The 24,438-nt window shown below is 71.1% G+C and carries 23 protein-coding genes; 13 read left to right on the top strand and 10 right to left on the bottom strand.

Annotated elements, in window-relative coordinates:
* Positions 1–2 precede the first annotated feature (2 nt).
* From ACGFIK_RS12245 to ACGFIK_RS12185, 13 genes are all read left to right on the top strand, one after another.
* Positions 3–1,235, top strand: a complete 1,233-nt coding sequence (locus ACGFIK_RS12245) for a serine hydrolase (protein WP_327026072.1) — start codon at positions 3–5, stop codon at positions 1,233–1,235.
* Between the two features lie 127 nt (positions 1,236–1,362).
* Positions 1,363–2,556, top strand: coding sequence for a D-alanyl-D-alanine carboxypeptidase (locus ACGFIK_RS12240; protein WP_357528312.1), 1,194 nt, complete (start codon positions 1,363–1,365; stop codon positions 2,554–2,556).
* 7 nt (positions 2,557–2,563) lie between these two features.
* A complete protein-coding gene (locus tag ACGFIK_RS12235; protein ID WP_393339153.1) occupies positions 2,564–3,430 on the top strand; it encodes a M15 family metallopeptidase in 867 nt (288 codons plus the stop codon).
* A gap of 141 nt (positions 3,431–3,571) precedes the next feature.
* Positions 3,572–4,600: a poly(3-hydroxybutyrate) depolymerase gene (locus ACGFIK_RS12230; RefSeq protein WP_393339150.1), complete on the top strand. Its 1,029-nt coding sequence runs from the start codon at positions 3,572–3,574 to the stop codon at positions 4,598–4,600.
* 68 nt (positions 4,601–4,668) lie between these two features.
* Complete coding sequence (locus ACGFIK_RS12225) at positions 4,669–5,643, top strand: ion transporter (RefSeq protein ID WP_393339147.1); 975 nt, start codon at positions 4,669–4,671, stop codon at positions 5,641–5,643.
* 201 nt (positions 5,644–5,844) lie between these two features.
* On the top strand, positions 5,845–8,667 hold the full coding sequence (locus ACGFIK_RS12220; protein ID WP_393339144.1) for a Na+/H+ antiporter subunit A: 2,823 nt from the start codon (positions 5,845–5,847) through the stop codon (positions 8,665–8,667).
* A complete protein-coding gene (locus ACGFIK_RS12215; protein ID WP_327026067.1) occupies positions 8,664–9,125 on the top strand; it encodes a Na(+)/H(+) antiporter subunit C in 462 nt (153 codons plus the stop codon). Before ACGFIK_RS12220 ends, ACGFIK_RS12215 begins: the two co-directional genes overlap by 4 nt.
* Positions 9,122–10,699: a Na+/H+ antiporter subunit D gene (locus tag ACGFIK_RS12210; protein WP_327026066.1), complete on the top strand. Its 1,578-nt coding sequence runs from the start codon at positions 9,122–9,124 to the stop codon at positions 10,697–10,699. Before ACGFIK_RS12215 ends, ACGFIK_RS12210 begins: the two co-directional genes overlap by 4 nt.
* Entirely contained in the window at positions 10,696–11,319 is a 624-nt protein-coding gene (locus ACGFIK_RS12205) for a Na+/H+ antiporter subunit E (protein ID WP_327026064.1), read from the top strand. Before ACGFIK_RS12210 ends, ACGFIK_RS12205 begins: the two co-directional genes overlap by 4 nt.
* Positions 11,316–11,579 (top strand): monovalent cation/H+ antiporter complex subunit F, encoded by a 264-nt coding sequence (locus tag ACGFIK_RS12200; protein WP_327026062.1) that lies wholly within the window; start codon positions 11,316–11,318, stop codon positions 11,577–11,579. Before ACGFIK_RS12205 ends, ACGFIK_RS12200 begins: the two co-directional genes overlap by 4 nt.
* Positions 11,576–11,953, top strand: coding sequence for a monovalent cation/H(+) antiporter subunit G (gene mnhG, locus ACGFIK_RS12195; RefSeq protein WP_327026060.1), 378 nt, complete (start codon positions 11,576–11,578; stop codon positions 11,951–11,953). Before ACGFIK_RS12200 ends, mnhG begins: the two co-directional genes overlap by 4 nt.
* Before the next feature lie 148 nt (positions 11,954–12,101).
* On the top strand, positions 12,102–13,301 hold the full coding sequence (locus tag ACGFIK_RS12190) for an RtcB family protein (protein ID WP_327026059.1): 1,200 nt from the start codon (positions 12,102–12,104) through the stop codon (positions 13,299–13,301).
* 204 nt (positions 13,302–13,505) lie between these two features.
* Positions 13,506–14,225, top strand: coding sequence for a DNA alkylation repair protein (locus ACGFIK_RS12185; protein WP_327026058.1), 720 nt, complete (start codon positions 13,506–13,508; stop codon positions 14,223–14,225).
* A gap of 2 nt (positions 14,226–14,227) precedes the next feature.
* On the opposite strand, the gene ACGFIK_RS12180 is transcribed toward ACGFIK_RS12185, so the two are convergent.
* From ACGFIK_RS12180 to ACGFIK_RS12135, 10 genes are all read right to left on the bottom strand, one after another.
* Entirely contained in the window at positions 14,228–14,854 is a 627-nt protein-coding gene (locus ACGFIK_RS12180) for a response regulator transcription factor (RefSeq protein ID WP_327026057.1), read from the bottom strand.
* Positions 14,855–14,870: 16 nt separating this feature from the next.
* Complete coding sequence (locus tag ACGFIK_RS12175; RefSeq protein ID WP_327026056.1) at positions 14,871–16,040, bottom strand: histidine kinase; 1,170 nt, start codon at positions 16,038–16,040, stop codon at positions 14,871–14,873.
* 1 nt (position 16,041) lies between these two features.
* Complete coding sequence (locus tag ACGFIK_RS12170; RefSeq protein WP_327026055.1) at positions 16,042–16,314, bottom strand: TIGR04351 family putative TOMM peptide; 273 nt, start codon at positions 16,312–16,314, stop codon at positions 16,042–16,044.
* A gap of 98 nt (positions 16,315–16,412) precedes the next feature.
* Positions 16,413–16,760, bottom strand: a complete 348-nt coding sequence (locus tag ACGFIK_RS12165; RefSeq protein WP_327026054.1) for a TIGR04351 family putative TOMM peptide — start codon at positions 16,758–16,760, stop codon at positions 16,413–16,415.
* 284 nt (positions 16,761–17,044) lie between these two features.
* A complete protein-coding gene (locus ACGFIK_RS12160) occupies positions 17,045–17,656 on the bottom strand; it encodes a response regulator transcription factor (protein WP_327026053.1) in 612 nt (203 codons plus the stop codon).
* Complete coding sequence (locus ACGFIK_RS12155) at positions 17,653–18,819, bottom strand: histidine kinase (RefSeq protein WP_357527969.1); 1,167 nt, start codon at positions 18,817–18,819, stop codon at positions 17,653–17,655. The genes ACGFIK_RS12160 and ACGFIK_RS12155 overlap by 4 nt, the downstream gene beginning before the upstream one ends.
* Before the next feature lie 87 nt (positions 18,820–18,906).
* Complete coding sequence (locus ACGFIK_RS12150; RefSeq protein WP_327026051.1) at positions 18,907–19,665, bottom strand: ABC transporter permease; 759 nt, start codon at positions 19,663–19,665, stop codon at positions 18,907–18,909.
* Positions 19,662–20,594, bottom strand: coding sequence for an ABC transporter ATP-binding protein (locus tag ACGFIK_RS12145; RefSeq protein ID WP_327026050.1), 933 nt, complete (start codon positions 20,592–20,594; stop codon positions 19,662–19,664). The genes ACGFIK_RS12150 and ACGFIK_RS12145 overlap by 4 nt, the downstream gene beginning before the upstream one ends.
* Positions 20,591–22,138, bottom strand: a complete 1,548-nt coding sequence (locus ACGFIK_RS12140; RefSeq protein WP_327026049.1) for a SagB family peptide dehydrogenase — start codon at positions 22,136–22,138, stop codon at positions 20,591–20,593. The genes ACGFIK_RS12145 and ACGFIK_RS12140 overlap by 4 nt, the downstream gene beginning before the upstream one ends.
* Positions 22,139–22,170: 32 nt before the next feature.
* Positions 22,171–24,435, bottom strand: coding sequence for a TOMM precursor leader peptide-binding protein (locus ACGFIK_RS12135; protein WP_327026048.1), 2,265 nt, complete (start codon positions 24,433–24,435; stop codon positions 22,171–22,173).
* Positions 24,436–24,438: the final 3 nt, after the last annotated feature.

Here is a 24,438-nt window from a genome sequence, read left to right as displayed (position 1 = left end):
TCATGAAGCTCAGGGCGCTGGTGACCGTCTTCGTCGTCCTCGCGACCCTCGTCGCTCCGGTGACTCCAGGTGCTGCGGCGGCCACTGAGAGTGCCGTTCCTGCCGTGCCGCCCTGCCCGAAGGCGAAGGCACCCAAGGTGGTGCGGTCGCCGCGACCGACGCCACCACCCACGGTGGCGCAGCATCGGGTGGTCGGCGGCGAGGCCCTGGCGACCCCGGGGCTGGTCGTGCCGCCGCAGGCGCCGCCGCCACCGAAGGTGACCGCCACCTCCTGGCTGGTGGCCGATCTGGACACCGGGCAGGTGCTGGGTGGTTGTGGGCCGCACGAGTACGCCACCCCGGCGAGTGTGCAGAAGCTGCTGCTGGCCGCGACCATGCTGCCCCGACTGGACCCGACCCAGGTGGCCACGGTGACCCGCGAGGACCTGGACATCGCCCCGGGCAGTTCCGCGGTCGGGTTGCTGCCCGGTGGCCGGTACCGGGTGGAGACCCTCTGGCTGGGGCTGCTGCTGCAGTCCGGCAACGAGGCGGCCAACGCCCTGGCCCGCCTCGGCGGCGGGCCGGAGGGGGTGGCCGGTGGGGTGCGGGCCATGAACGAGTACGCCCGCCATCTGGGTGCCCTGCAGACCCACGCGGTCACCGCCTCCGGACTGGACGGTCCGGGACAGTTCACCAGCGCGTACGACCTGGCGCTGATCGCCCGGGCCTGCTTCGCCGATCCCACCTTCAACAGGTACGTGCGCACCGAGCGGGCCCGGATCCCGGCGCAGAAGGCCCTGGGCGCCAAGGGTTTCCAGATCCAGAACAACAACCAGTTGATCTACCGCTATCCGGGTGCCCTGGGCGGCAAGACCGGCTTCACGGACTACGCCCGGCACACCTATGTCGGTGCCGCCGAGCGCGACGGACGTCGGCTGGTGGTCACCCTGCTCGGTGCCGAGCCCCAGCCGCTGCGGGGCTGGGAACAGGGTGCGGCCCTGCTCGACTGGGGATTCGGCCTGCCGCCCGAGGCGACGGTGGGTCGCCTGGTCGACCCGGGGGAGTGGGAGGCCGAACCGACCCCGACCCCCACCCCACCCAGCCAGGACCTGCCGCCGGCGCAGGTGACCACCTCGGCAGGGCTGGACGACACCCCCGGCGGGGGCCGGTACGTGCCGTTGGCCGTGGGAGCGGTTCTGATCGTGCTAGCCGTGGTTCTCGTATGGCGGATGCGAGGCAGCGCCCGCCGTCGGTGACCCACGCCGGGTCGAGGGCCGGCGGGAGGTCCGTGCTGGTCGATTCGCCGGACTGGCCGGAATTCACCCGATAGTGTCAAGGGCTGTGAGAGTCTCCGGCCTGGCCGTGGCGGTGACCGCGGCGCTCATGACATCACCACTGGTGCCTACCACGGGTGCCACCGCGGCGGCACCCGTGCCGTGCCCACGACCGGCGCCACCCGCGCCCGGCCCGACACCCTCGGCGACACCGGCACCGGATCCGGTGGCCCGAGCGGTCGGGGGCGCCCGGTTGGCGACCGCCGGACTCGTCGCCCCGCCGCAGGTGTCGGCGCCACCGAAGGTGGCCGCCACCTCCTGGGTGGTGGCCGATCTGGACACCGGGCAGGTGTTGGGTGGTTGTGGGCCGCACGAGTACGCCACTCCGGCGAGTGTGCAGAAGTTGCTGCTGGCCGCGACCATGCTGCCCCGACTGGATCCGGCCGAGGTCGTCACCATCACCGCGGGCGACCTGGACATCGAGCCGGGCAGTTCGGCGGTGGGACTGGTGGCGGGTGGCCGGTACCGCGTGGACACCCTCTGGCTGGGGCTGCTGCTGCGTTCCGGCAACGAAGTGGCCAACGCCCTGGCCCGCCTGGGTGGGGGCGCGGACGGGATGGCCGGCGGCCTGCGGGAGATGAACGAGCAGGCCCGGCGGCTCGGGGCGTACCAGACCCATGCCGCGACACCCTCCGGACTGGACGGTCCGGGGCAGTTCACCAGCGCGTACGACCTGGCGTTGATCGCCCGGGCCTGCTTCGCCGACGAGCACTTCCGCCGGTACGTGGCCACCCGGGAGGCGGACATCCCGGCCCAGCCGGGACACCGCGCCAAGGGCTTCACCATCGACAACGACAACCAACTGCTCTACCGCTACCCGGGCGCGCTGGGCGGCAAGACCGGCTACACCGACCTGGCCCGGCACACCTATGTCGGTGCCGCCGAACGCAACGGACGCCGTCTGGTGGTCACCCTGCTCGGCGCGGACGTGATCGACAAGCGGGCCTGGGAGCAGGGGGCCGAGCTGCTCGACTGGGGTTTCGCCCTGCCCCGTGACGCCTCGGTCGGGGTGCTGGTGCCCCCCGGCGCCACCACGGCCTCCGCGGCACCGAGCACGGTGCCGCCCCAGGCGCTGCCCGGTGGTGCCTCCGGTGGCGAGACCGCCGGTGGGCATCCGCTGGCCGACCGGCTCCGCTCCGGCTCGTACCTGCTCCTGGCCGTGGGGTTGACCGTCCTGGTCGCTGGCTTGATCGTGCGGCGGCGGCTGCGTGCCGACCGGCGTGCCCCGACCTCCCGCGGCTGACCGGCGGATGGCCGAGCACCGCCCCGCCGCCCGGCACCGACCCGGGCGGCGGCCGGGTCGGACGGCAGCGGTGCTGCTGGTCGGGCTGACGGTGGGCCTGGTAGCGGCGGCCGGGTGCGGCCGTCGGACGCCCGCACCCCAACCCTCCCCGACCCCCACCCCCTCCGCGACAAGCACGACCGGTCCGGACTTCGTCCTGCTCTCCGAGGCCGACCCCCGGATCCTGACGGACATCAGGTACGCCGGGCCGCACAACTTCATCGGTCGGCCGGTCACCGGATATGCCGAGCCGGTGTGCCTGCTCACCGCCCCGGCCGCCGAGGCGCTGCGCCGGGTGCAGGACGCCGCCCTGGCCACCGGCCACACCCTCAAGGTGTACGACTGCTACCGCCCGCAGTCCGCGGCCGAGGAGTTCCTGACCTGGGCCGGTCGCCCGGACGATCAGCGGATGAAGGCCGAGTTCTATCCCCGGGTGGCCAAGTCGGACCTGTTCGACCAGGGCTATCTGGGTGCGCCGACCGCGCACAGCCGGGGCAGCACGGTGGACCTGACCCTGGTCGGCCTGCCCCCGCCCGCGCAGGCCCCCTACGTCGCCGGCCAACCACTGGTGGCCTGCGCGGCCCCCGTGCCGGAACGCTTCGGGGACAACAGTGTCGACATGGGCACCGGGTTCGACTGCTTCGACCCGCTGGCGCACATCGACGCCACCGGGGTCAGCGCCACCGCCCGGGAGAACCGGCGGCTGCTGCGGCGGTTGATGACCGAGGGCGGGTTCGTCGGCTACGACCGGGAGTGGTGGCACTACCGCTACGGCGACGAACCCTGGCCGGACACCTACTTCGACCTGCCGGTCGCCCGCTCCTCCGCCGACTGACCGCCCGCAGGGCAGCGCCCGGCACCACAGCGCGACCCGCTCGGGTGTGGGCCGCGCTCATGTCGCCGGTGACCTGGATCACGCTAGCGTCGCCGTACGCCGACGTCCTCGCCGGCGCTCACCGGCCCCAGGGAGAGCGTCATGCTGAAATCCGTCCTGCGGCTGCTCGCCGGAGCCGTCGCGGTAGCGCTGATCACCCCCACGGCACCGGCGCATGCCGCCACTGTGCACACCAAGACCCCGGTGGCCGGGACCCTGTCGTCGTACCGGATCTCCGGGGTGTACGTCGCCGGGGTCTCCTCCGGGGCCTACCTGGCCACCCAGCTCCAGGTCGCCTACTCGCAGCGGATCAGGGGAGCGGCGCTGTTCGCCGCCGGCCCGTACTACTGCGCCCAGAACAATGTGGCCCAGGCCCTGTACGGCTGCGGCGACAACCTCTACCCGACCTACCTGAGCGCCCTGCAGACCTACACCCGCACCTGGGCCGGCTACGGCTGGATCGACCCGGTCAGCGGGCTGTCCGGGGAACCGGTCTACGTCTTCCACGGTCGCTCCGACAGCACCGTCAAGCGGTCGGTCAGCGACGACCTGGTCCGCTACCAGCAGCACTTCGGCGCCAACGTGCAGTACGACAACACCTCCTCCGCCGGGCACGGCTGGGTCACCCCGTACGGGACGGTGGGCTGCACGGGCACGGCCGCACCGTTCCTCAACAACTGCGGCACCGACCCGCAGAACTCCTTGCTGCGCAAGCTGTTCGGCACGGTGCAGCCGCCGAACACCGGCCCCCTGGGCGGCACCCTGATCCGGTTCAGCCAGCACACCTTCGCCCCGGGCGGCCGGGCCACCGCCCTGAGCATGGACTCCGAGGGGTTCGCCTACGTTCCGGCCTCCTGCGCGGCCGGCGCGACCTGCCGCCTGATGGTCGCCCTGCACGGCTGCCTGCAGGGGCGCAGCCGGGTCGGTACGGCCTTCGTGGACCGGGCCAACCTCAACCAGTACGCCGACACCAACGCGATGATCGTGCTGTACCCGCAGGCCGTCACCGCCACCGCCAACCCGAACGGCTGCTGGGACTGGTGGGGCTACCTGGGGGCGACGAACTACCCCATCAAGGGCGGCGCCCAGGTGGAAACCGTGATGAACATGGTCCGACGACTGGGCGGATGATGACGCCCGGCGTCGCCCCGTAGGCTGTCGGTCATGACTGCCGTACGTCGATACCTGGGTGACGCACGGTGGCTGGCGCGGCCGGCCCCAGCGCTCATGCCGAGGTCAGTGACCCGGTGAACGGTGCGCAGGTGCCGGCCCCGCGCCGCGGGCCGGTCGACTCGTCACGGCCTGGGCTGTTCGAGGCCTGTGCCCGGATCTCCGCCTCCCGCCCGTTCGAACTCGCGATCGTCGCGGTGATCCTGGCCAACGGGGTGGTCCTGGGGCTGGAGACCTATCCCGATCTGGGTGCGGCCGGCACGGCCCTGCACGCGGTCGAGTGGATCTTCCGAGTGATTTTTGTCATCGAGATCGTCATCCGGGTGCTGGCCTACGGGCGCCGACCACAGGACTTCTTCCGCCAGGGTTGGAACGTCTTCGATTTCCTGGTGATCGTGGCGATCTTCCTGCCGGGCCTGCACGGCGACTCGGCGCTGTTGCGGGTCGTACGGGTGTTGCGAATGGTGCGGCTGGTGCGGTTCTCGCCCGGCCTGCGCACGATCGTCGCGGCCCTGTGGCGCAGTCTGCCGGGCATCGGCGGCTTCTTCGCCCTGGCCGTGGTGACCCTCTACGTCTACGGGATGGCCGGCTGGCTGATCTTCGGCAAGGTCTATCCGGAGCAGTACGGGGACATCGGACGGTCGCTGCTGACCCTGTTCGTGCTGCTGTCCCTGGAGACCCTGCCGGACCTCATAGAACAGGGCATGGAGGTCTCCCCGTGGACGGTGCTCTACTACGGCAGCTTCGTGGTGATCACGGTGAACCTGCTGCTGAACATCCTGATCGCCGTCTTCGTCAACTCCATGGAGGAGGCGCGTCGGCTGGAGATGACCGAAGGGCTGGCCCCCGGCTACGACTCCGACGGCGACGGGGTGCCCGACGAAGTGGACCGCATCGCGATCAGTCAACGCCTGGACGATCTGCGCACCCTGATCGTGGAGTTGGAGCGGGAGTTGCGCATCGATCGCGACGACGGGCGGGGACGTCGGGCGTTGAAGGACTGAACGAACGTTTTTGACCGAACCGGACGCGCCGATCCCCGGTGTTTTCCGGCCCGGTTCCAACGGTTGCGACCGGTGAACTCGGCGGACGTTCTGAGTGCTCTGTCGCCGGACACACCTTTGATCCAAATCACGGCAGATGCAGACAGCGGTCCTTACCGGATAGGGTCGTTGCACCGACTGATGATCTCCCGAGGAGGGTGCGTGCTGGTTCTGGTGGCGGTCCATGCGCTGACAGCCGTGATCGCCCCGGCGCTGGTGCGACTCTGGGGACGGCACGCCCTCTACGTGGTCGCGTTGGTCCCTGGAGCGACGCTGGCGTGGGCGCTGACGCAGACCGGCGGGGTCCGCTCCGGCGAGCCAGTGGTCGAGACGGTGACCTGGGTGCCGCAGCTGGGCCTGGAACTCGCGCTACGAATGGGCACCCTGTCCTGGCTGATGCTGGTGCTGGTCGGCGGGGTGGGTGCGCTGGTGCTGGCGTACAGCGCCCGCTACTTCCGCTCCGACGACCCCGGCCTGGGTCGCTTCGCGGCGGTGTTCGTGGCCTTCGCCGGTGCGATGCTCGGCCTGGTCGTCTCCGACGACCTGCTGCTGCTGTACGTGTTCTGGGAGCTGACGACGGTCTTCTCCTACCTGCTGATCGGCTACGACCCGGCCAAGCGGACCAGCCGGCGAGCCGCCATGCAGGCCCTGCTGGTGACCACCCTGGGTGGCCTGGCGATGCTCGCCGGGTTCGTGATGCTGGGTCAGCACGCCGGCAGCTACCGCTGGTCCGAGGTGTCCCAGAACCTGCCCGCCGGCGGTTACCTGGCCACCGCCCTGGTGCTGGTCCTGCTGGGGGCGTTGAGCAAGTCGGCGATCTTCCCGTTCAGCTTCTGGTTGCCGGGGGCGATGGCGGCCCCCACCCCGGTCAGCGCGTACCTGCACGCCGCGGCCATGGTCAAAGCGGGCGTCTTCCTGGTAGCCCTGATGGGCCCCGCCGTCGGAGATGCCACCCCGTGGCGGCCGGTGCTGCTCGTCGGCGGTCTGATCACGATGTTCTTCGGCGGCTGGTCGGCGCTGCGGCAGGTCGACCTCAAGCTGCTGCTGGCGTACGGCACGGTCAGCCAACTCGGCCTGCTGATGGTGATCCTGGGTGCCGGCACCCGGGACACCGCCCTGGCCGGGGTGGCCATGGTGCTGGCCCACGCCCTGTTCAAAGCCACCCTGTTCCTCACCGTCGGGGTCATCGACCACGCCACCGGCACCCGTGACCTGCGGGAACTCAGCGGTGTAGGGCGTCGGGCCCCCGCCCTGGCCGTGGTGGCCGGGCTGGCCGCGGCCTCCATGGCCGGTCTGCCGCCGATGGCCGGTTTCGTCGCCAAAGAGGCCGCGGTCGAGGCGCTGCTGCACGGCGGCACCGCCGACCTGGTGGTACTCGCCGGTGTGATCTTCGGTTCCGTGCTGACGGTGGCGTACACCCTGCGCTACCTGTGGGGGGCCTTCGCCGACAAGCCCGGGATCAAGGCCACCACGGTCCGGCCGGTGTCCTGGGCGATCCTCACCCCGGCCGCCGTGCTGGCCCTGGCCGGGGTGGCCGTCGGTGTGCTGGCCCCGGCGGTCGATCGCCTGCTGGCCCCGTACGCCGATCTCTACCGGTCCGCAGAGCCCGGCTACCACCTGGCCCTGTGGCACGGCCTGACCCCGGCCCTGGGCCTGTCCGCGCTGGCGGTGGCCGGGGGTGTCGGACTGTTCGCCCTGATGCGCCGGGAGCGGTTCCGGGCCACCCTGCGGCTGCCGTTCGACGGGGCGGTGGCGTACAAGAAGTGCATCAACGCCATCGACCGGCTGGCGGTCGAGCTGACCGGTAGGACCCAGCGTGGTTCGCTGCCGTTCTACCTCGGGGTCATCCTGGTGGTGATGGTCGTGTTGCCGGGTGGTGCGCTGCTGGCCGGCAGCCCCTGGCCACAGCGCTTCCATCTGTGGGACACCCCCTTGCAGGGAGTCGCCGCCGCCATGGTGGTGATCGCCGCCGTGATGGCCGCCCGCGCCCTGCGTCGGCTCACCGCGATGATCCTGGTCGGGGTGGCCGGCTACGGCATCGCCCTGATGTTCATCCTGCACGGGGCCCCCGACCTGGCGTTGACCCAGTTCCTGGTGGAGACCGTCACGATCGTGATGTTCGTGCTGGTCCTGCGCCGACTGCCGGCCAAGTTCTCCGAACGCCCGATCCGTTCCAGCCGACGGGGTCGGGTGGCGATCGGGGTGGCCGTCGGCGCCGTCACCGCCGGCATGGCCTACGTCGCGGCCGGGGCCCGGCAGGCCGTCCCGATCTCGGTCGACTTCCCCGACGAGGCGGTGGCCTACGGCGGCGGCAAGAACGTCGTCAACGTGACCCTGGTCGACATCCGGGCCTGGGACACCATGGGTGAGATCGCCGTCCTGGTGGTGGCCGCCACCGGGGTGGCCAGCCTGATCTTCCGCCATGCCCGCGACCTGGTCCGCCGTGGCGACATCCCCGGCGGGGGCCCGACGGAGTACAACCGGCCCCGCTGGTTGACCACCGGCGCCACCGCCCGGTCCCAGTCGGTCATCCTTCAGGTGATCACCCGGCTGCTGTTCCACGCCATTCTGCTGTTCTCGATCTACCTGCTGTTCAGTGGCCACAACGCCCCCGGTGGCGGCTTCGCCGCCGGTCTGGTGGCGGGTCTGGCCCTGGCCGTGCGGTACCTGGCCGGTGGTCGTACCGAGCTCAACGGCGCCGCCCCGGTCGACGCCGGTGTGGTGCTGGGCGCCGGTCTGTTCGTGGCCGTCGGCACCGGCCTGGCCGCGGTGCTGCTGGGCGGGGAGTTCCTGCAGAGCGCCCTGCTGGACTTCCACCTGCCGGTGCTGGGTCACATTCACTTCGTCACGTCGGCCTTCTTCGACGTCGGGGTCTTCCTGATCGTCGTCGGCCTGGTACTGGACATCCTGCGCAGCCTCGGCGCCGAGATGGACCGCCAACACGAGACCGAGGGCGACGAGGTACGGGAAAAGGAGCTGGTGTGAGCCCCAACCTCACCTACGTCATCGTGGTCGGCGTGCTCGTCGCCGCCGGTGTGACGCTGCTGCTGGAACGCAGCCTCACCCGGGTGCTGATGGGTGTCATCCTGCTCGGCAACGGCGCGAACATGCTGCTGCTCACCGGTGGGCGGGCCGGAGGCCCGCCGATCGTCGGCAGCACCCCCCAGGAGGAGATGAGTGATCCGCTGCCGCAGGCGATGATCCTCACCGCCATCGTGATCACCCTAGGCATGACCGCCTTCCTGCTCGCCCTGGCGTACCGCAGTTGGCACCTCAACGGGCATGACGAGGTGCAGGACGACGTCGAGGACCGCCGGATCATGGACCTCGCGGACCGCGACGAGGTCCCCGACGACGACGTCGATGGTGACGACGACGAGGAAACACCGACTGAGGACGATCGGCGGCTGTCCGCCACGGCGAAGGGAGGGCGGGCCGGATGACCTACCTCGTTCCGCTGCCGGTGGTGATGCCACTGCTCGGCGCGGCCCTCACCCTGCTGCTGCTCGGCCGGCCCCGTGCCCAGCGGTGGGTCAGCCTCACCGTGCTCGCCGCCACGGTCGCGGTGGCCGCGACCCTGCTGGTGCAGTCCAGCCTGCACGGGCCCCTGGTGGTGGAGGTCGGTGGCTGGGTCGCCCCGCTGGGCATCGTGCTGGTGGCCGACCAGCTCGCCGCCCTGATGCTGGTGGTCTCCGCCGCGGTGACCCTGTGCGTGCTGGTGTACTCCATCGGGCAGGGTATGGCCGACGGCGACGAGGAGACTCCGCTGTCGGTCTACCACCCCACCTATCTGGTGCTGACCGCCGGCGTCTGCAACGCCTTCCTCTCCGGCGACCTGTTCAACCTCTATGTCGGCTTCGAGATCCTGCTGGTGGCCAGCTACGTGCTGCTGACCCTGGGTAGCACCGAGACCCGGATCCGGGCCGGCACCACCTACGTCGTGGTCAGCCTGCTCTCCTCGGTGATCTTCCTGGTCGCCATCGGTCTGGTGTACGCCTCGACCGGCACCCTGAACCTGGCCCAGCTCGTCGACCGGCTGGACGCCCTTCCGGACGACATCCGGTTGGTGCTCCAGGGCATGCTGCTGCTGGCGTTCGGCATCAAGGCCGCGGTGTTCCCGCTGTCGGCCTGGTTGCCGGACAGTTATCCCACCGCCCCCGCCCCGGTCACCGCGGTCTTCGCCGGCCTGCTGACCAAGGTCGGTGTGTACGCCATCATCCGTACCGAGACCCTGCTGTTCCCCGGCGGACGGACCGCGACCCTGCTGCTGGTGACGGCCGTGTTGACCATGGTGGTCGGCATCCTGGGCGCGGTGGCCCAGTCCGACATCAAACGGTTGCTGTCCTTCACCCTGATCAGCCACATCGGTTACATGCTCTTCGGGGTGGGGCTCACCTCGGCCCTGGGGCTGTCCGCGGCGATCTTCTACGTGGTGCACCACATCACCATCCAGACCACCCTGTTCCTCGCCGCCGGACTGGTCGAACGAAGAGGTGGCACCACCGCCATGGACCGGCTGGGCGGCCTGGCCCGCCTGTCGCCGATCCTCGCGGTGCTGTTCTTCGTACCGGCGTTGAACCTCGCCGGCATCCCACCCTTCTCCGGGTTCCTCGGCAAGCTCGGCCTGGTCCAGGCCGGCATCGACGACGGGGGTGCCCTGGCCTGGATTCTGGTCGCCGGTGGCCTGGTCACCAGCCTGCTGACCCTGTACGCGGTGGCCCGGGTGTGGAACCTGGCCTTCTGGCGGGCACCCCACCCGGACATGCCGGCGGCCGATGACGCGGAGCAGGCGGCCCGCACCGAGGGAGCGGTGCAGCCGCAGCAGCCCCTGGCGGCCGGGCAGACCGGTGCCGTGCTGCCCCGGCTGATGATCGCGCCGACGGTGGCCCTGGTGGTCTTCGGCCTGGTGCTGTCGGTGGTGGCCGGTCCGCTGTTCGACCTGAGCACGGACGCCGCGAACGATCTGCTGCAACGCACCCCGTACGTCGAGGCCGTCTTCCCGGGAGGTGCGCCGTGAAACCCGACTCGATGACCCCGGCGGATCCGACCGAGCCGCCCAACCCACCCCTGACCCCGGCCGCCCGACGCCGCAACCGGATCACCGCGGTGATCTTCCTGGTGGTGGTCTGGGTGCTGCTCTGGGGTACGCCCTCCTGGGCGACCGTGATCAGTGGGCTGGTGGTGGCCGCCGTGCTGCTGGCGGTCTTCCCGCTGCCGCCGGTGACCTTCGCGGGGCGCATCCACCCCCTCGGCGCCCTCCGGTTCCTGGTCCGGTTCTTCAGCGACCTCGTGGTGGCCTCCGTGCAGATCGCCTGGATGGCGATGCGTCCGGGGCATGTGCCGCACAGCGCCATCATCGCGGTGCAGCTGCGGGTGAACACCGACCTCAACCTCACCCTCACCGCGGAGGCCCTGTCCCTGGTGCCGGGTAGCCTGATCCTGGAGGCCGACCGCGCCAGCGGCACCCTGTTCATCCACGTCATCAACCTCGACAGCCTGGCCGAGGTGGAGAAGTTCCGGCGTGGGGTGCTGGAGCTGGAGGAGCGCATCATCGCCGCGATCGGCTCACCGGAGGAACAGCGTCGCATCCGGGAGAACCCACCGCCGCCACTGGATCTGGAAGGGGTAGCGGCATGACCATCGTCGCCGTGACCGTCACCGCGCTGCTCGCCGTGGCCGGCGGGCTCACCCTCACCCGCATCATCCGTGGTCCGTCGATCCTGGACCGGGCCGTGGCCACCGACGTGCTGCTGGCCATCATCGTCGCGGCCATCGCCACCGAGGCCGCCTACAGCCGGGACGCCACCGCGCTGCCGGTGCTGGTGGTGCTGGCGGTGCTCGGGTTCGTCGGATCGGTCAGCGTCGCCCGCTTCGCGGCAGGGAGAAACGGCAAATGAGCCTCGACGCCGTACTCGACATCGTCGCCGCGGTCTGCCTGATCAGCGGTGCCCTGCTCAGTCTCGCCGCCGGGGTGGCCCTGGTGCGCTTCCCCGACCTGCTCACCCGGATGCACGCCGCGGCCAAGCCGCAGGTTCTCGGGCTGCTGCTGGTGCTGCTCGGCTGCGGGCTGCGGCTGCGTACCGGGGTCGACATCACCACCCTGGTGCTGATCGGGGTCTTCCAGTTGGCCACCGCCCCGGTGGCCGCCCACATGGTCGGTCGGGCCGGCTACCCGCACGGTGAGATCCGCAGTGACCTTCTGCTCACCGACGAACTCGCCGCCCACCTCGACCGCATCACCGAAGACACCCCCACCCCCCACCGCCCCTGACCCCAAACCCCGTTGCCCCCGTAACCCCCCACTCCCTACCCTCACCCCACGCATTCCGCGTCTTGCACTTTCTGTCGGGGTACAAGCCGCAGAAGTGACGTATCGGCGACCGGAAGTGCATGATCGGCGTTGACGAGGAGAGGGCATCATGGGGTTCAGCCTGCTTGCGGGGACCCGGGCACCGGTGCGGGTCTGGACGGATCCGTACGGGATCGAGGCGCAGGCGGCCCGGCAACTGCGCAACATCGGGGGACTGCCCTGGGTGCAGGGGGTCGCGGTGATGCCGGATGTGCACTTCGGCAAGGGCGCCACGGTCGGTTCGGTGATCGCGATGCGGCAGGCCGTGTCGCCGGCGGCCGTCGGGGTGGACATCGGCTGCGGCATGTCGGCGGTACGCACCTCGCTGACCGCCGCCGACCTGCCGGACGACCTCTCCGGGCTGCGTCGGACCATCGAGGAGGCCATTCCGGTGGGGTTCGCCCAGCGGGACGAGCCGGTCGACCCGCGCCGTGTCCGGGGTCTGGAGCAGCGCGGCTGGACCGACTTCTGGCAGCGCTTCGCCGACCTGGACCGCCGGGTGGCCCAGCTGGAGACGCGGGCCCACCGGCAGTTGGGCACCCTCGGCGGCGGCAACCACTTCATCGAGGTCTGCCTGGAGTCCGGCGGCACCGATCCGGGGCGGGTGTGGCTGATGCTGCACTCCGGCTCCCGCAACATCGGCAAGGAGCTGGCCGAGCGGCACATGGCGGTGGCCCGACGGCTGCCGCACAACGCCGACCTGCCCGACCGGGATCTGGCGGTCTTCCTCACCGGTACCCCGGAGATGGCGGCCTACCGCCGGGACCTGTGGTGGGCCCAGGAGTACGCCCGGCGCAACCGGGCGGTCATGCTGGCCATGCTGATGAACCTGGTGCGGGACCGGTTCGGGCAGGTCAGCTACGACGAGCCGATCAGCTGCCACCACAACTACGTGGCCGAGGAGCGCTACGACGGGGTGGAGGTGCTGGTCACCCGCAAGGGGGCGATCCGGGCCGGCGCCGGTGAGCTGGGCATCATCCCCGGATCGATGGGCACCGGGTCGTACATCGTGCGGGGCAGGGGCAACGAGGCGGCGTACTGCTCGGCCTCGCACGGGGCGGGACGGCGGATGTCGCGCGCCCAGGCCAAGCGGACCTTCAGCACGGAGGATCTGGCCGCGCAGACCTCCGGGGTGGAGTGCCGCAAGGACGCCGGGGTGGTCGACGAGATCCCCGGGGCGTACAAGGACATCACCGAGGTGATGGCCCAGCAGGAGGACCTGGTCGAGGTGGTGGCCCACCTCAAGCAGGTGGTCTGCGTCAAGGGCTGACCGACCACCCCTGGTCACCCAGCGCGGCTTTTCTCTGCCCCCGCCTCGCCCCGTCGATCTTGCACTTTCTGTCGCCGCATAAGCCGCAAAAGCCACGTATCAGCGACCAAAAGTGCAAGATCGACGGGGCGAGGCGGGCGCGGGGCGGGGTGGCGAGGGCGCGTGGGGGAGGGCGGGGAGGGGTAGGTTGCGGGGGTGGGTGGGGTGGGGGAGGTTCGGGCGGCGCTTGCGGGGGTGGCGGATCCTGGGCGGGCGGCGGGGGTTGGTCGGTATCTCCAGATGGTGCCCGGTGGGTACGGCGAGGGGGACCGGGCCATCGGTGTCACCGTGCCGGAGCAGCGGAAGGTGGCCGGCCGGTACTGGCGTCAGCTGTCCCTCGACGAGGTGGCGACGCTGTTGGGTAGCGAGGTGCACGAGGAACGGCTGACGGCGATCTTCGTCCTGGTGCGGAAGTTCGCCAGGGGCGACGAGGAGCAACGCGAGGCCATCGTCCGCCTGGTGCTCGCCAACACGGACCGGATCAACAACTGGGACCTGGTGGACTCGTGCGCGCCGTACCTCCTCGGACCCTGGCTGATCGACAAGGACCGTGGGGTCCTCGACGGGCTGGCCGCCTCCGAGCTGGTGTGGGAGCGGCGGATGGCGATCATGGCGACCTTCGCCTTCATCAAGGCCGGCGACTTCGAGTGGACCCTGCGGCTCAGCGAGCGGTTGCTGGGTGACCCGCACGACCTCGTCCACAAGGCGGTCGGTTGGATGCTGCGTGAGGTGGGCAACCGGGACCGGGCGGTGGCCGAGGAGTTCCTGTCCCGGTGGCACCGGGACATGCCTCGGGTGATGTTGCGGTACGCGATCGAGAAGTTCGAGCCGGAGCGACGGCGGTGGTACCTGTCCGGGACGATCACCCCGCCCGCAACGCCCTGAGGCTAGAGCCAGCCGTTGTCGTACGCCATTCGGGCGGCCTCGTGGGGGTTGGGTGCCCCGGTCTTCGACACGGCCGCCATGACGTGGGCCTGGAGGGTCGCCGTCGACAGCCCGAAGATGGAGCGTAGGGCCGGTACCGGGGTGCCGTCGTGCAGGGCGGCCAGGATGCCGCGTTCGCGCTGGGTCAGCGGGCCGGGGCGGGGCCGTTCGACCGGCGGGGTCGAGGCGGAGCTGCTGTCGGCCAGTTCGATGTCGATGACCCGCCGGCCTGCGTGCACGTCCCGGATGGCGCGGCACAGTCGGTCGCTCGGGGCGTCCTTGACCAGGAAGCCGGCCACCCCGGCCTGCATGGCCCGGTCGAAGTTCCCCGGGGTGCCGACGCTGGTCAGCACCAGGATGCGTACCGGCGAGCCGGCGTCCTTGAGGCGTTGCGCGGCGACGATGCCGTCCATGCCGGGCAGGTCGATGTCGACCACCGCGACGTCCGGCCGGTGTTGTTCGATCTCGGCCAGGATGGTGTCACCGCGCTCGGTCTCCGCCACGACTGTGATGTCGTTCTCCAGAGACATCAAGGCCACCAGCGCACCACGGATGAGGTTCTGATCCTCAGCCACCAACACGCGGATCATGGATTCTCCTCGGTTCTCAGCAGGGGATGAGCACGGTGAGGACGAATTCGCCGCCGGCGCGGTGCTCGGCGGTGAGGGTGCCGCCCAGCGGGGCGAGCCGCTCGGCCAGGCCGGTGAGCCCGCTGCCACCGATCTCGTCGGTGGGTGCCGGGGTGGCCGCGCCGTCGTTGACGACGTCCAGGCGTACCTCGGTGTCGGTGCGGGTCATGCTGATCCGGCACCGGCTGGCGCTGCTGTGCCGCAGCAGATTGGTGGCCCCCTCGCGGACCGCCCAGGCGAGCACCTCCTCGACCGGCGCGGGCAGGGCGGCGGCCAGAGTGGCGACCTCGCACCGGACCCCGGCGGCCACCAGCACGGACTGCACCCCCTCCAACTCCCGTTGCAGGGAGTCGCGGCGGTAGCCCTTGACCACGGTGCGGACGTCGCGCAGCGACTCGCGGGCGATGCCGTACACGTCGTTGAGTTCCGTCCGGGCACGGACCGGGTGTTGATCGAGCAGCCGCAGGGCCAGTTCGCTCTTGAGCGCGATCGCGGAGAGGTTGTGCCCCAGGGTGTCGTGCAGGTCGCGGGCGAAGCGCACCCGTTCGGCGTCGACCGCTAGGCGGGCGACCTCGGCGCGGGCGGCGAACAGTTCCTCGATGAAGGCGACGAGGACGATGATGCCGGCCAGCGCGGCGCCGGTGAGCACGTCCTGCACGGTCAGGAAGGCGACGCCCGGGGTGTCGAGCAGGATCCGTTCCACCGTGATCAGGACAAGCACCCCGGCGGCCAGGAGCAGGCCGTACCTGGGACGGAAGGTGACCGCCACGGCGGCCAGGGCCAGGAAGCCGATCACCTGCCAGTCCCGGTCGACGAGTACCGGCAGCAGCAGCACGATGCCGGTGATCAGCAGCGCGTCGTGGCCTCTGCGGTCGCTCCACGGCTGACGCATGGCGTGGGTGACGAGCCGGATGAAGGCGGTGGCGACGACGGTGAAGCCGGCCGCCCCGGCGATCACCACCCACCAGGGTCGGTCGCCGGTCACCGCGGTCACGATGGGCAGCAGGCCGAAGGCGAGCATGGCGACCGTGAAGACGTACGCGACCGTACGGGTGACCACGACCGCCCGGGCACGGCGGACCTGCCCGGCGGCGGGCGATCCCGTGCCCGCCGCCGGGGTGATCGACTGAAGGGTGCCGGAGGTCATCTCAGGCACTCATCCCGACACAGGCGCCCGGGCAGCTGACGGTGCCGATCGTGGCCATCGCCGCGCCGGCGTTGGTGCTGAGGTCCTCGACGGCGATCTCACCCGGTGCGGGCGGCAGGTCGGGGATCTCGTCGCCGGCACCGAGCACGATGCCGTACTCGGCCAGTACGGCAGCGGGGTCGAGCTGGTATCGATCGGCGAGGGCGGGATCGGACCACGCGTCGGCGACCAACCGAGCAAAGCGGGTACGGTGTTCCGCCGGTACAGCGGCCATCGGTTTCTCCCTTCCACGCGATCGGCTGGGGCGCCCCGCGCTGCCTGGCGCTGACGGGGGACAGCGGGCAGGCTGCGCGGGGCGCCCGGCCGGGTTGGTCAGCTGAGGCCGGGCTCGACCGGTTCCACGACGCCGAAGGTGCCGGCGGTGCTGGCGGTGAAGGCGGTGCCGCCGATGGTGCTGATGGAGCTGGCGCTGCCCAGGGTGCCCTCGGCGGAGCCGGCGGCCACGGCCTCCAGGGCCTCCATGCTCAGGTCACCGCTCGGCTTCGGGGGCAGCAGCGGCGGGGCCACCGCGGCCGGGTAGTCGATGCCGTGCTCGGCCAGCACCTCGTAGGGGCTGTTCTGGTAGCGGTCGGCGAACTCGGTGTCGGACCAGGCGCTCGACACGATCTTGGCAAACTTCCGGCGGTCCTCGTCCGACAGGACGTAGATCCCTTCGGCCATGACGATCCTCCTCGTACCGCGCCAGCGGAGCCGGCGCTCGCTGATGTGCGAGGAGCGGACATCTGGACTGTCCGCTGCTCCGGTGGGCGCGGGATTGCGGCCACCGGGCCGCCTCCCGGAGAGTGATCTCCGGTGGATCGGCCACACCCATGGTGGCGTCCGCCCGTCGCCGTCAAACAGTCATCATCGACACGACCTGTACATGACGAGTGTCATGCCCGGGCCCACGATTCCCGGACACGACGAGGCCACCCTCCGCAGGGGAGGGTGGCCTCGGTGGCAGGTCAGGCGCTGATCCAGCCCCGGTCGCGGGCGATCCGGATCGCGTCCACCCGGTTGCGGGCCCCGATCTTCGACATGATGGCCGACAGGTAGTTGCGTACCGTTCCCGGTGCCAGATAGAGCTTCGCGGCGACGTCGGACACGTCGGAGCCCTTGGCGACCTGGGACAGGACGTCGCGTTCGCGTTCGGTCAGCGGGTTGGGGCCATGGTGGAAGGCCGCCACCACGATCTCGGAGTCGATCACCCGCTCGCCCCGGTGCACCCGACGGATCGCATCGGCCAACCGGGCCGGTGGGGCGTCCTTGGGCAGGAATCCGGAGACCCCGGTCAGCATCGCCCGGGCGATGTTCGCCGAGTCGGCGTGGCTGGTCAGGATGACCGTCCGGCAGGTCGGCAACCGCTGGCTGAGGGCGCCGGCCGCCGCCAGGCCGTCGATGCCGGGCAGTCCGATGTCGAGTACGGCCACGTCGGGGCGGTGGGTCAGCGCGTGCGGCAGGATCGCCGTGCCGTCGGCCACCTCCGCCACCACTTCGAGGTCCGCCTCCAGTGACAACAGCGCCACGAGGGCGCCGCGGACCATGTGCATGTCCTCCGCCAGCAGGATCCTGATCATCGAGTTGCCTCCACCATTGCTGCCTCCGTGACCGGGCTCGGCACGTAGACCACCAGTTCGAAAGATCCGGCACCGACCGGGCCGGCGTTCAGGTGCCCGTCTAGTTCGTGCAGGCGTTCGCGCAGACCTTCCAGCCCGTTGCCGCCCCCGTGGAAGGGTCCGGGGGGTACGCCGTCGTTGACGATGCGCAGGCGCAGACCCTCGTCCTGCGCCCGCAGGGTGATCGAGCAGTGTCGGGCGGTGCTGTGTCGCAACACGTTGGTGGCCCCCTCCCGCAGGGCGAAGGCCAGACCGGTGGCGGTCTCCGGCGGCAGGGTCTCCAGGGGCACGGTGTCCACCTCGCACCGGATGCCGGCGGAGGTGAGCACGGAGGTCACCCCGGTCATCTCACCGGCCAGCGAGACCGTGCGGTAGCCGGCCACCACCTCCCGGATGTCGCGGTGGGCCTCCCGGGCCAGGCCGATCAGCTCGGCGATCTCCCGCTCGGCGGTCTCCGGCCGGGTGCGCAGGACGGCGGAGGCCAGCTCCCCCTTGAGGGCGATGGCGCACAGCTGGTGCCCGAGCACATCGTGCAGGTCGCGGGCGAAGCGCAGCCGCTCGACGTCCACCGCCCGGTGGGCGAGGGTGGCCCGCAGCCGGTGGACCTCCCACACCAGGGTGGCCATCTTGACGAAGCCGAAGACCACCGCCCCGGTCAGGGCCACACCCAGGGTGGCGTACGCGATGTCGCTGGGATCCTCGTGCACCAGCAGGGCGAACGGGATCTCCGCCGCCACCACCCCCAGATATGCCACATAAGACAGTGGCGCACGCAGGGTGATCAGCAGTGAGGCGGCCAGGAAGGACGGCACCCCCAGCCAGGCGTCGCCGGCCAGCGGGGCCGGCGCGTACGACAGGATCGCCTGCAGCAGCAGGGTCCACGACCAGGTGAGCGGAGGCTGGGCGCGCAGCCCGTGCCAGGTGTGCCGGAACTGCAGCAGGGCCACCCCGATCAGGGCCAGCAGGGCCAGCCCGGCCTGCGGCACCGGTTGGGTGGTGAGCACCCGGGAGGCGGGAATGCTGAGGTAGGCGATCGAGAGCAGGAAGACCAGTGTCTGCGCAGTCCGTACCGCGACCCCCGTCGTCGCATTATCCGGGTCGGGCGCAGTGCCCGCGTCGACCATTCAGCTACCCCCAAGCACGTGCCAGGAATCCTCACATTCGTCTATGGGGCCAGCAATGAGCCGAACAGTCGTCGTTATTAGACCGCCTTACCGCTTCCCCTCCCAGCGGAAGAAGTTGCGAGTGAAGATCACTCCCACCGCCCACCACAGGCCCAGCACCGCCGCGTCCCGGGCCAGGGATCCACCGCCGTAGAAGGCCGCCCGGACCGCGTCGACCAGAGCGGTGACCGGCAGCAGTTCCGCGAATGTCCGCAACCAGTCCGGAAAGACCGACAGCGGAACGAATATTCCCGAGCAGGCGAAACAGGCGAACAACACCGGAATGCAGAGAATCTGAGCACTTTCCGCATTGGGCACCAGGCTGGTGTAGGCGGCGGCCAACACGGCGAACACCGCGGTGCCGTAGGCGAGGGCGACCAGCAGCAGCAGGGGATTGCGCGGGGCCGGCACCCCCAGGGCGGCCAGCCCGATCCCCAACAGCAACACCAACTGCAGACCACTGAGGACGTACGCGGTCAGCACGTTGCCGGCCAGGATGGAGCGGTTGGACAGCTCCGTCCCGCGCAACCGTTTGAGGATCAGGGCGTCCCGGCGGCTGGTCAGGGTCACCACCAGGGTGGTGAAGGTCGAGTACACCGTGATCATCGCGATCATGGCGGTCAGGAAGTGGCCCCGGTAGGGCACCCCGTCCCAGTCCAGCCCCGCCGGCACGGTGAAGGGGATGCTGACGCACATCGCCACCGGCACCAGGAAGGTCGGCACCACCAGGGCCCGGTTGCGCCAGAACAGTCGCTGCTCCAGGCGCCACACCGCCACCGAACCGCCGACCATCGTCACCGTACTCACTGCTGCCCCACCTCCTGCGGCACGGCACCGACCGGGCCGGGTCGCCGATCCTGCTGGTCGTCGACCAGCCCCAGGTAGACCTCCTCCAGGCTGGCCGGCCGGACCGCCACCTGGGCCAGCACCCGGCCATGGGCCGCCGCCCAGGCGAACACCTCGGTGGCGGTCTCGTCGAGGGTCCGGGTACGGATCACCACCCGGCCGTCGGCGTACTCGGCCGACCAGTCGGCGGGCAGATCGGCCGGTAGTTGGTCCGCCGCGAAGCTGATCGTGCCCGTTCCGGCGGCCAGCACGGTGGGCAGGTCACCGGAGACGGTCAGCCGCCCGGCTTCCATCATCAGCACCCGCCCGGCCAGCCGCTCCGCCTCCTCCAGGTAGTGGGTGGTCAGCAGCACGGTCGTGCCGCCCGCGGCCAACCCCTCGACGACCTGCCAGGTGTTGTGCCGGGCCTCGGGGTCCAGCCCGGTGGTCGGCTCGTCGAGGAACAGCACCCGGGGCCGGTGCAGGATCGCCAGCGCCAGATCCAGCCGACGCCGCTGCCCCCCGGAGAGCCGGCCCACCCGGGTCCGGGCCTGGGGCCGCAGGTCCACCAGATCCAGCACCTCGTCGCGGGGCAGGGGACTGCTGCCGAACCGTCGCCAGGCCTGCACGGTTTCCGCCACGGTCAGCTCACCGAGGAAACCGGCCTCCTGCAACATGATGCCGACCTCCCGGCGTACCTTCGCCCGGTCCCGGTAGGGGTCGCCACCGGCCACCCGGACCCGCCCCGAGGTCGCCGCCCGGTGCCCGGCCAGCACCTGCATGGTGCTGGTCTTCCCGGCGCCGTTGCGGCCCAGCAGGGCCACCACCTCCCCGGGGGCCACCTGGAAGGTCACCCCCTGTACGGCCCGCACGGAGCCGTACGCCACCGTCAGGTCCTGCACCTCGATCATGACGGCTCCCGGGCGGCGCGGTCGTGGCGGGCGGCGCTGAGCAACCCGGCTGCCCGGTGGGCCCAGTCCGGGTCGTTGACGCCCCGCCAGTTGGTCCGGCCCTGGTGCGGATCCGTCCCGTCGGCCCAGCGCGGCAGGCTGCCCAGCATGAACTCGCCGACGGACGACTCGACCTGCCAGTCCAGCCCGAAGACCCGGGCGGACAGGTGGGCGTCGCCGCTGCCCAGCCCGCAGGGGGCCAGCCCCATCGCGGTGGCCACCAGGTACGCGGTCTGGTACGCCACCCCGACGTGCTTGAGGGTGGCGGCGTACCCCATCGCGTCGTACTTCCAGGTCATCCGGCCGAAGCGGGAGGTGAAGGTGATCAGAGCGTCCGGGGTGGGGGTGCCGCCGGTGGCCTGGGCGGCCCCGGCCAGCAGCCCTTCGATCAGGGTCGGGTCGTCGCAGACCCGCACCAGCCGGTGCGCCCCGGCGTCGTAGTGGTAGGCGGCCCGGGGCAGACCGGCCACCCGGTGGGCGGTGAGGTAGATCTCCAGGTCCCCGGAGGCCCCACCGGTCGGGTACGGCCGGTCCACTCCCTCGTACGGCATCCGGTTGTCGTGGTCCGGCCCGTACACCGAGCGCACCCGGCCGACCCGGTACAGGAACTCGCCCAACTGGGCCAGGGTCATCGGCTCGACCCCGAAACCCCGCACGGATCGGCGGGCCTCCTGCACCAGCACCAGGGGCGGGTCGCTGGCCCGCAGGGTGTCGAAGTCCGGTCGGGGCAGCACCACCTCGGGACCGGCCGGGGCGGGCTTGACCGCCGGCAGGGGTGGCCGCACCCCCACGAACGGGAAGGTGGCCCCGAAGGACTCGTCCGTACGCCCGCACCGGCTGCGCGAGTGGAAGTACAGCTCGTGCAGGTCCCACTGGTCGGCGGCCGGGTCCACCGCGTCGGTGAGCTGCGCGGCGGCCAGGAATCCGACCAGGTGCCGGACGGCGGCCTCGTCCAGGTCCAGCCGCTCGGCCAGCGCCGGCACGGTCGACGGGGTGGCCAGCGCCCCGACCAGGGCCACCGCCTGCTCGTGCAGCAGGCTGACCCGGAACGGGGCCAGTCCCGACTCGACCACCAGGTGACCCTCCCGGCGGCGCAGCAACGCCAGCCGGGACAGCCCCACCGCGGCCTCCCCGGTGTACGGGGCCGGGGTGAACCGAAGGTCGCTGGTCAGCGGGGTCACCCGCAGCCAGCTCGCGTCACCGGCCGGGCCCAGCTGCTGCTCCAGGGCGCTGCCGATGCGGTCCAGCAGCCAGTGCAGCCGGGCCAGGACGGCGATCTCGTCGTCCCCTCCGGCGGCCAGGGCCAGCGTCTCCAGTTCGGTCGGGGTCACCTCCCTGGTGGCCAGGGCCTGCAGGACGGCGACCATCGGCAGGTCCCGCTCCCCGACACAGGCCCGACCGTGCCGGGACCACAGGGTGAGCTGCCCGCCGCCGGGCACCAGTCGGCTCGACGGATGCAGCCGCAGAAGTCTCTCGTAGGGCCGGGTCGACTGCGTCACGGTCATCGCGCCCCTCCAAGGCGTCGTCAGTCCGGCGGTCACAGGAACATCGGAATCGGGTTGAGGGCTTCCTCCGGGGTGGGCTGGTCGAGCCAGCCGAGCCGCACCGGTACGTCGTAGAGGCGTCCGGCGCCGTACCGGGCCCAGAAGTGTCGCATCCCGGGCACGATCACCTTGACCACCGGCAGTTCCAGGTCGGGCCGGGTCTGGTCGAGCACCAGCATCTGCATGCCGGCCTGCTCGACGAGCCCCCGTACGGTGTCCACGTCCTGCTTGAGGTCGGCGGAGGCCAGGTTGCGGTGGGTCGTAGCGGTCGACACCCGCGCCGAGGGGGCCAGGTAACCCTCCGAGGCCAAGGTGGCGTGGCGCCACCAGCCCTGCTGGACCGGGTCCGGGTAGGCGTAGCCGCTGCCGTCGGGCTGCACGTCGATGACCGCCGGCAGGAACTGGTTCATCTCGCTCAGCGCCCGCTGCACCGCGGTCTTCGCGTCCAGGTGGGCGCCGAAGGCCATCAGGATGTCCTCGGCCGGCTTGTCCGTGCGCCGGCTGATCGCCGCGGCCACCGGGATACCGAGATCGGCGGTCAGGTCCAGCACCCACAGATCCCGGTTGAGCCCGGCGTAGACCTCCCGGAACTCGTCGAACCACGGCTCACGGAAACTGTCCAGGTCGAACCGGGGCATGTTCAGCCGGTTGTACCACCACAGGGCCACGCTGTCGCGTTCCACCAGTTCCAGGAAGCCCTGCAACACGGCGTCCTCGATGCTGGACCCGGCGGCGTTGCCGTTGGAGCAGGCCGAGGCGAACAGCTCACCGGAGCGGCTCGGGTACTGGAAGTACAGGTGGGCGGTCGGCACCTGGAAGTGCCGTTCGTGGGTCAGCGACCACACCGGGCTCCACTCGATCGGCCGGTCGGCCGGCAGGGGGTCACAGACGATCTGGAAGCTGGACCGTTGCGCCGCGTTCCAGGCGACCCGGTTCTCGTGCTGCCGGGGGCTGTAGAGCTGAAGGTCGTTCGGGGCCAGCGCCCGGTCGCCCAACTCCTGGAGGGTGGCGGTGATCCGAGGCTCGTCGCCGACGAACAACCCGCTGTAGCGTTCGATCGCCTCGCAGATCGCGCTGGCCCGGGCCTGGGTGTCCGTGGTGCCCTTGCCGGCGGCCATGCTGCGCAGCCCGGTGCGCAGATGCCGCAGGTTGTGCACCCGGCGGGCGAAGTTGTGCCCGGCGTAGTACCCCTTGACGAAATCCCGGCCGGTGGCGAAGGGCCGCAGTTCCCGCACCACCCCGGTGACCGAGCTGACCTGCGGTGAGTAGCGGGCCAGCACCTCGTCGGGCCGCTGGGCCCGGTGCCCCCCGTCCCCGGTGTAGGTCTTGGACCGCGACTGCAACCGCACCGGTGCGGCGAACCGCCGGGCGACCAGCTCCGGATCACCGCAGGAGGGGCACTGCGGGCGGCGGTGCAGCGGGTGCCGCTGGGTGTCGAAGTAGATCGTGTCCAGGGTGAGGATGCCGTTCTCCTGCTCGGTGGCCAGACCGGCCAGGTGCTTGACCGCCTCCAGGGCGGTCAGCCGGGCCCCGATCTCCCGGGTGGTCGGCAGGTCGGCCAGCGGCACCCGCAGCGGGCCCAGGTGGTCGAGCTTGTCGCGCAGGTACTCATCCACCTGCCGGTGCCCGGACAGCCGGAAGGCCACACACGCCCAGCAGCCGTGCTCCCGGCCGGCCGGCTTGAAGGTCGGGCCGATCCACAGCACCGAACCGACCGGTTTGGTCAACAGCCAGGGACGACCGGTACGCAGGGCCGCCTCGTTCTGCTCGGCCAGCTCCGGGTTCAGGTAGTTGTCGGTGGCCACCACGGTCAGGTCGACCTCGCCTGCCTCGGCCGCGCCGACCGGGGTGACCCGCAGACCGGCCGCACCGAGGGCGGCCAGCAGGGGCTGCGGGTCCACCTCACCGACGACCGACAGCCCGACCGTGGCCGTGGCCAGCTTGCCGGCGACCACCTCGGCGCTGGTGCCGGCCATGTCCCAGAAGGCCGACTCGCGCTGCGGCAGCTCCGGGTCGACCCGCAGCACGACCCCCATCCGGACCAGCCGTTCGATCAGGAACAGCACCCGCTCCGGCGGTTCGTCGGGAAGGGCGTCGAGCACGTCGTCGAGATCGTGCTTGCCGTCGAGCAGCGGCAGGACCCGCTCGGTCAGCTCACCCTCGATGACCTGGTGGCCACGCTCGGAGAACACGTATACGGCTTCGCCGGGCACGTTCTCCACGCGCAGGTTCCGGCGTACCCGTGGACGGATGGTCATCGC

This window comes from Micromonospora sp. NPDC048871 (genome assembly GCF_043198155.1).
GTDB lineage: Bacteria > Actinomycetota > Actinomycetes > Mycobacteriales > Micromonosporaceae > Micromonospora.
Note: the sequence above shows the minus strand (reverse complement) of the source record. Positions and strands in the feature narration are given on the sequence as shown.

Coding starts and splice junctions, on each gene's coding strand:
- ACGFIK_RS12245 (WP_327026072.1), top strand. CDS start 3: ATGAAGCTCAGGGCGCTGGTGACCGTCTTCGTCGTCCTCGCGACCCTC.
- ACGFIK_RS12240 (WP_357528312.1), top strand. CDS start 1,363: ATGACATCACCACTGGTGCCTACCACGGGTGCCACCGCGGCGGCACCC.
- ACGFIK_RS12235 (WP_393339153.1), top strand. CDS start 2,564: ATGGCCGAGCACCGCCCCGCCGCCCGGCACCGACCCGGGCGGCGGCCG.
- ACGFIK_RS12230 (WP_393339150.1), top strand. CDS start 3,572: ATGCTGAAATCCGTCCTGCGGCTGCTCGCCGGAGCCGTCGCGGTAGCG.
- ACGFIK_RS12210 (WP_327026066.1), top strand. CDS start 9,122: ATGACCTACCTCGTTCCGCTGCCGGTGGTGATGCCACTGCTCGGCGCG.
- ACGFIK_RS12200 (WP_327026062.1), top strand. CDS start 11,316: ATGACCATCGTCGCCGTGACCGTCACCGCGCTGCTCGCCGTGGCCGGC.
- mnhG (WP_327026060.1), top strand. CDS start 11,576: ATGAGCCTCGACGCCGTACTCGACATCGTCGCCGCGGTCTGCCTGATC.
- ACGFIK_RS12190 (WP_327026059.1), top strand. CDS start 12,102: ATGGGGTTCAGCCTGCTTGCGGGGACCCGGGCACCGGTGCGGGTCTGG.
- ACGFIK_RS12180 (WP_327026057.1), bottom strand. CDS start 14,854: ATGATCCGCGTGTTGGTGGCTGAGGATCAGAACCTCATCCGTGGTGCG.
- ACGFIK_RS12175 (WP_327026056.1), bottom strand. CDS start 16,040: ATGACCTCCGGCACCCTTCAGTCGATCACCCCGGCGGCGGGCACGGGA.
- ACGFIK_RS12170 (WP_327026055.1), bottom strand. CDS start 16,314: ATGGCCGCTGTACCGGCGGAACACCGTACCCGCTTTGCTCGGTTGGTC.
- ACGFIK_RS12165 (WP_327026054.1), bottom strand. CDS start 16,760: ATGGCCGAAGGGATCTACGTCCTGTCGGACGAGGACCGCCGGAAGTTT.
- ACGFIK_RS12160 (WP_327026053.1), bottom strand. CDS start 17,656: ATGATCAGGATCCTGCTGGCGGAGGACATGCACATGGTCCGCGGCGCC.
- ACGFIK_RS12155 (WP_357527969.1), bottom strand. CDS start 18,819: ATGGTCGACGCGGGCACTGCGCCCGACCCGGATAATGCGACGACGGGG.
- ACGFIK_RS12145 (WP_327026050.1), bottom strand. CDS start 20,594: ATGATCGAGGTGCAGGACCTGACGGTGGCGTACGGCTCCGTGCGGGCC.
- ACGFIK_RS12140 (WP_327026049.1), bottom strand. CDS start 22,138: ATGACCGTGACGCAGTCGACCCGGCCCTACGAGAGACTTCTGCGGCTG.
- ACGFIK_RS12135 (WP_327026048.1), bottom strand. CDS start 24,435: ATGACCATCCGTCCACGGGTACGCCGGAACCTGCGCGTGGAGAACGTG.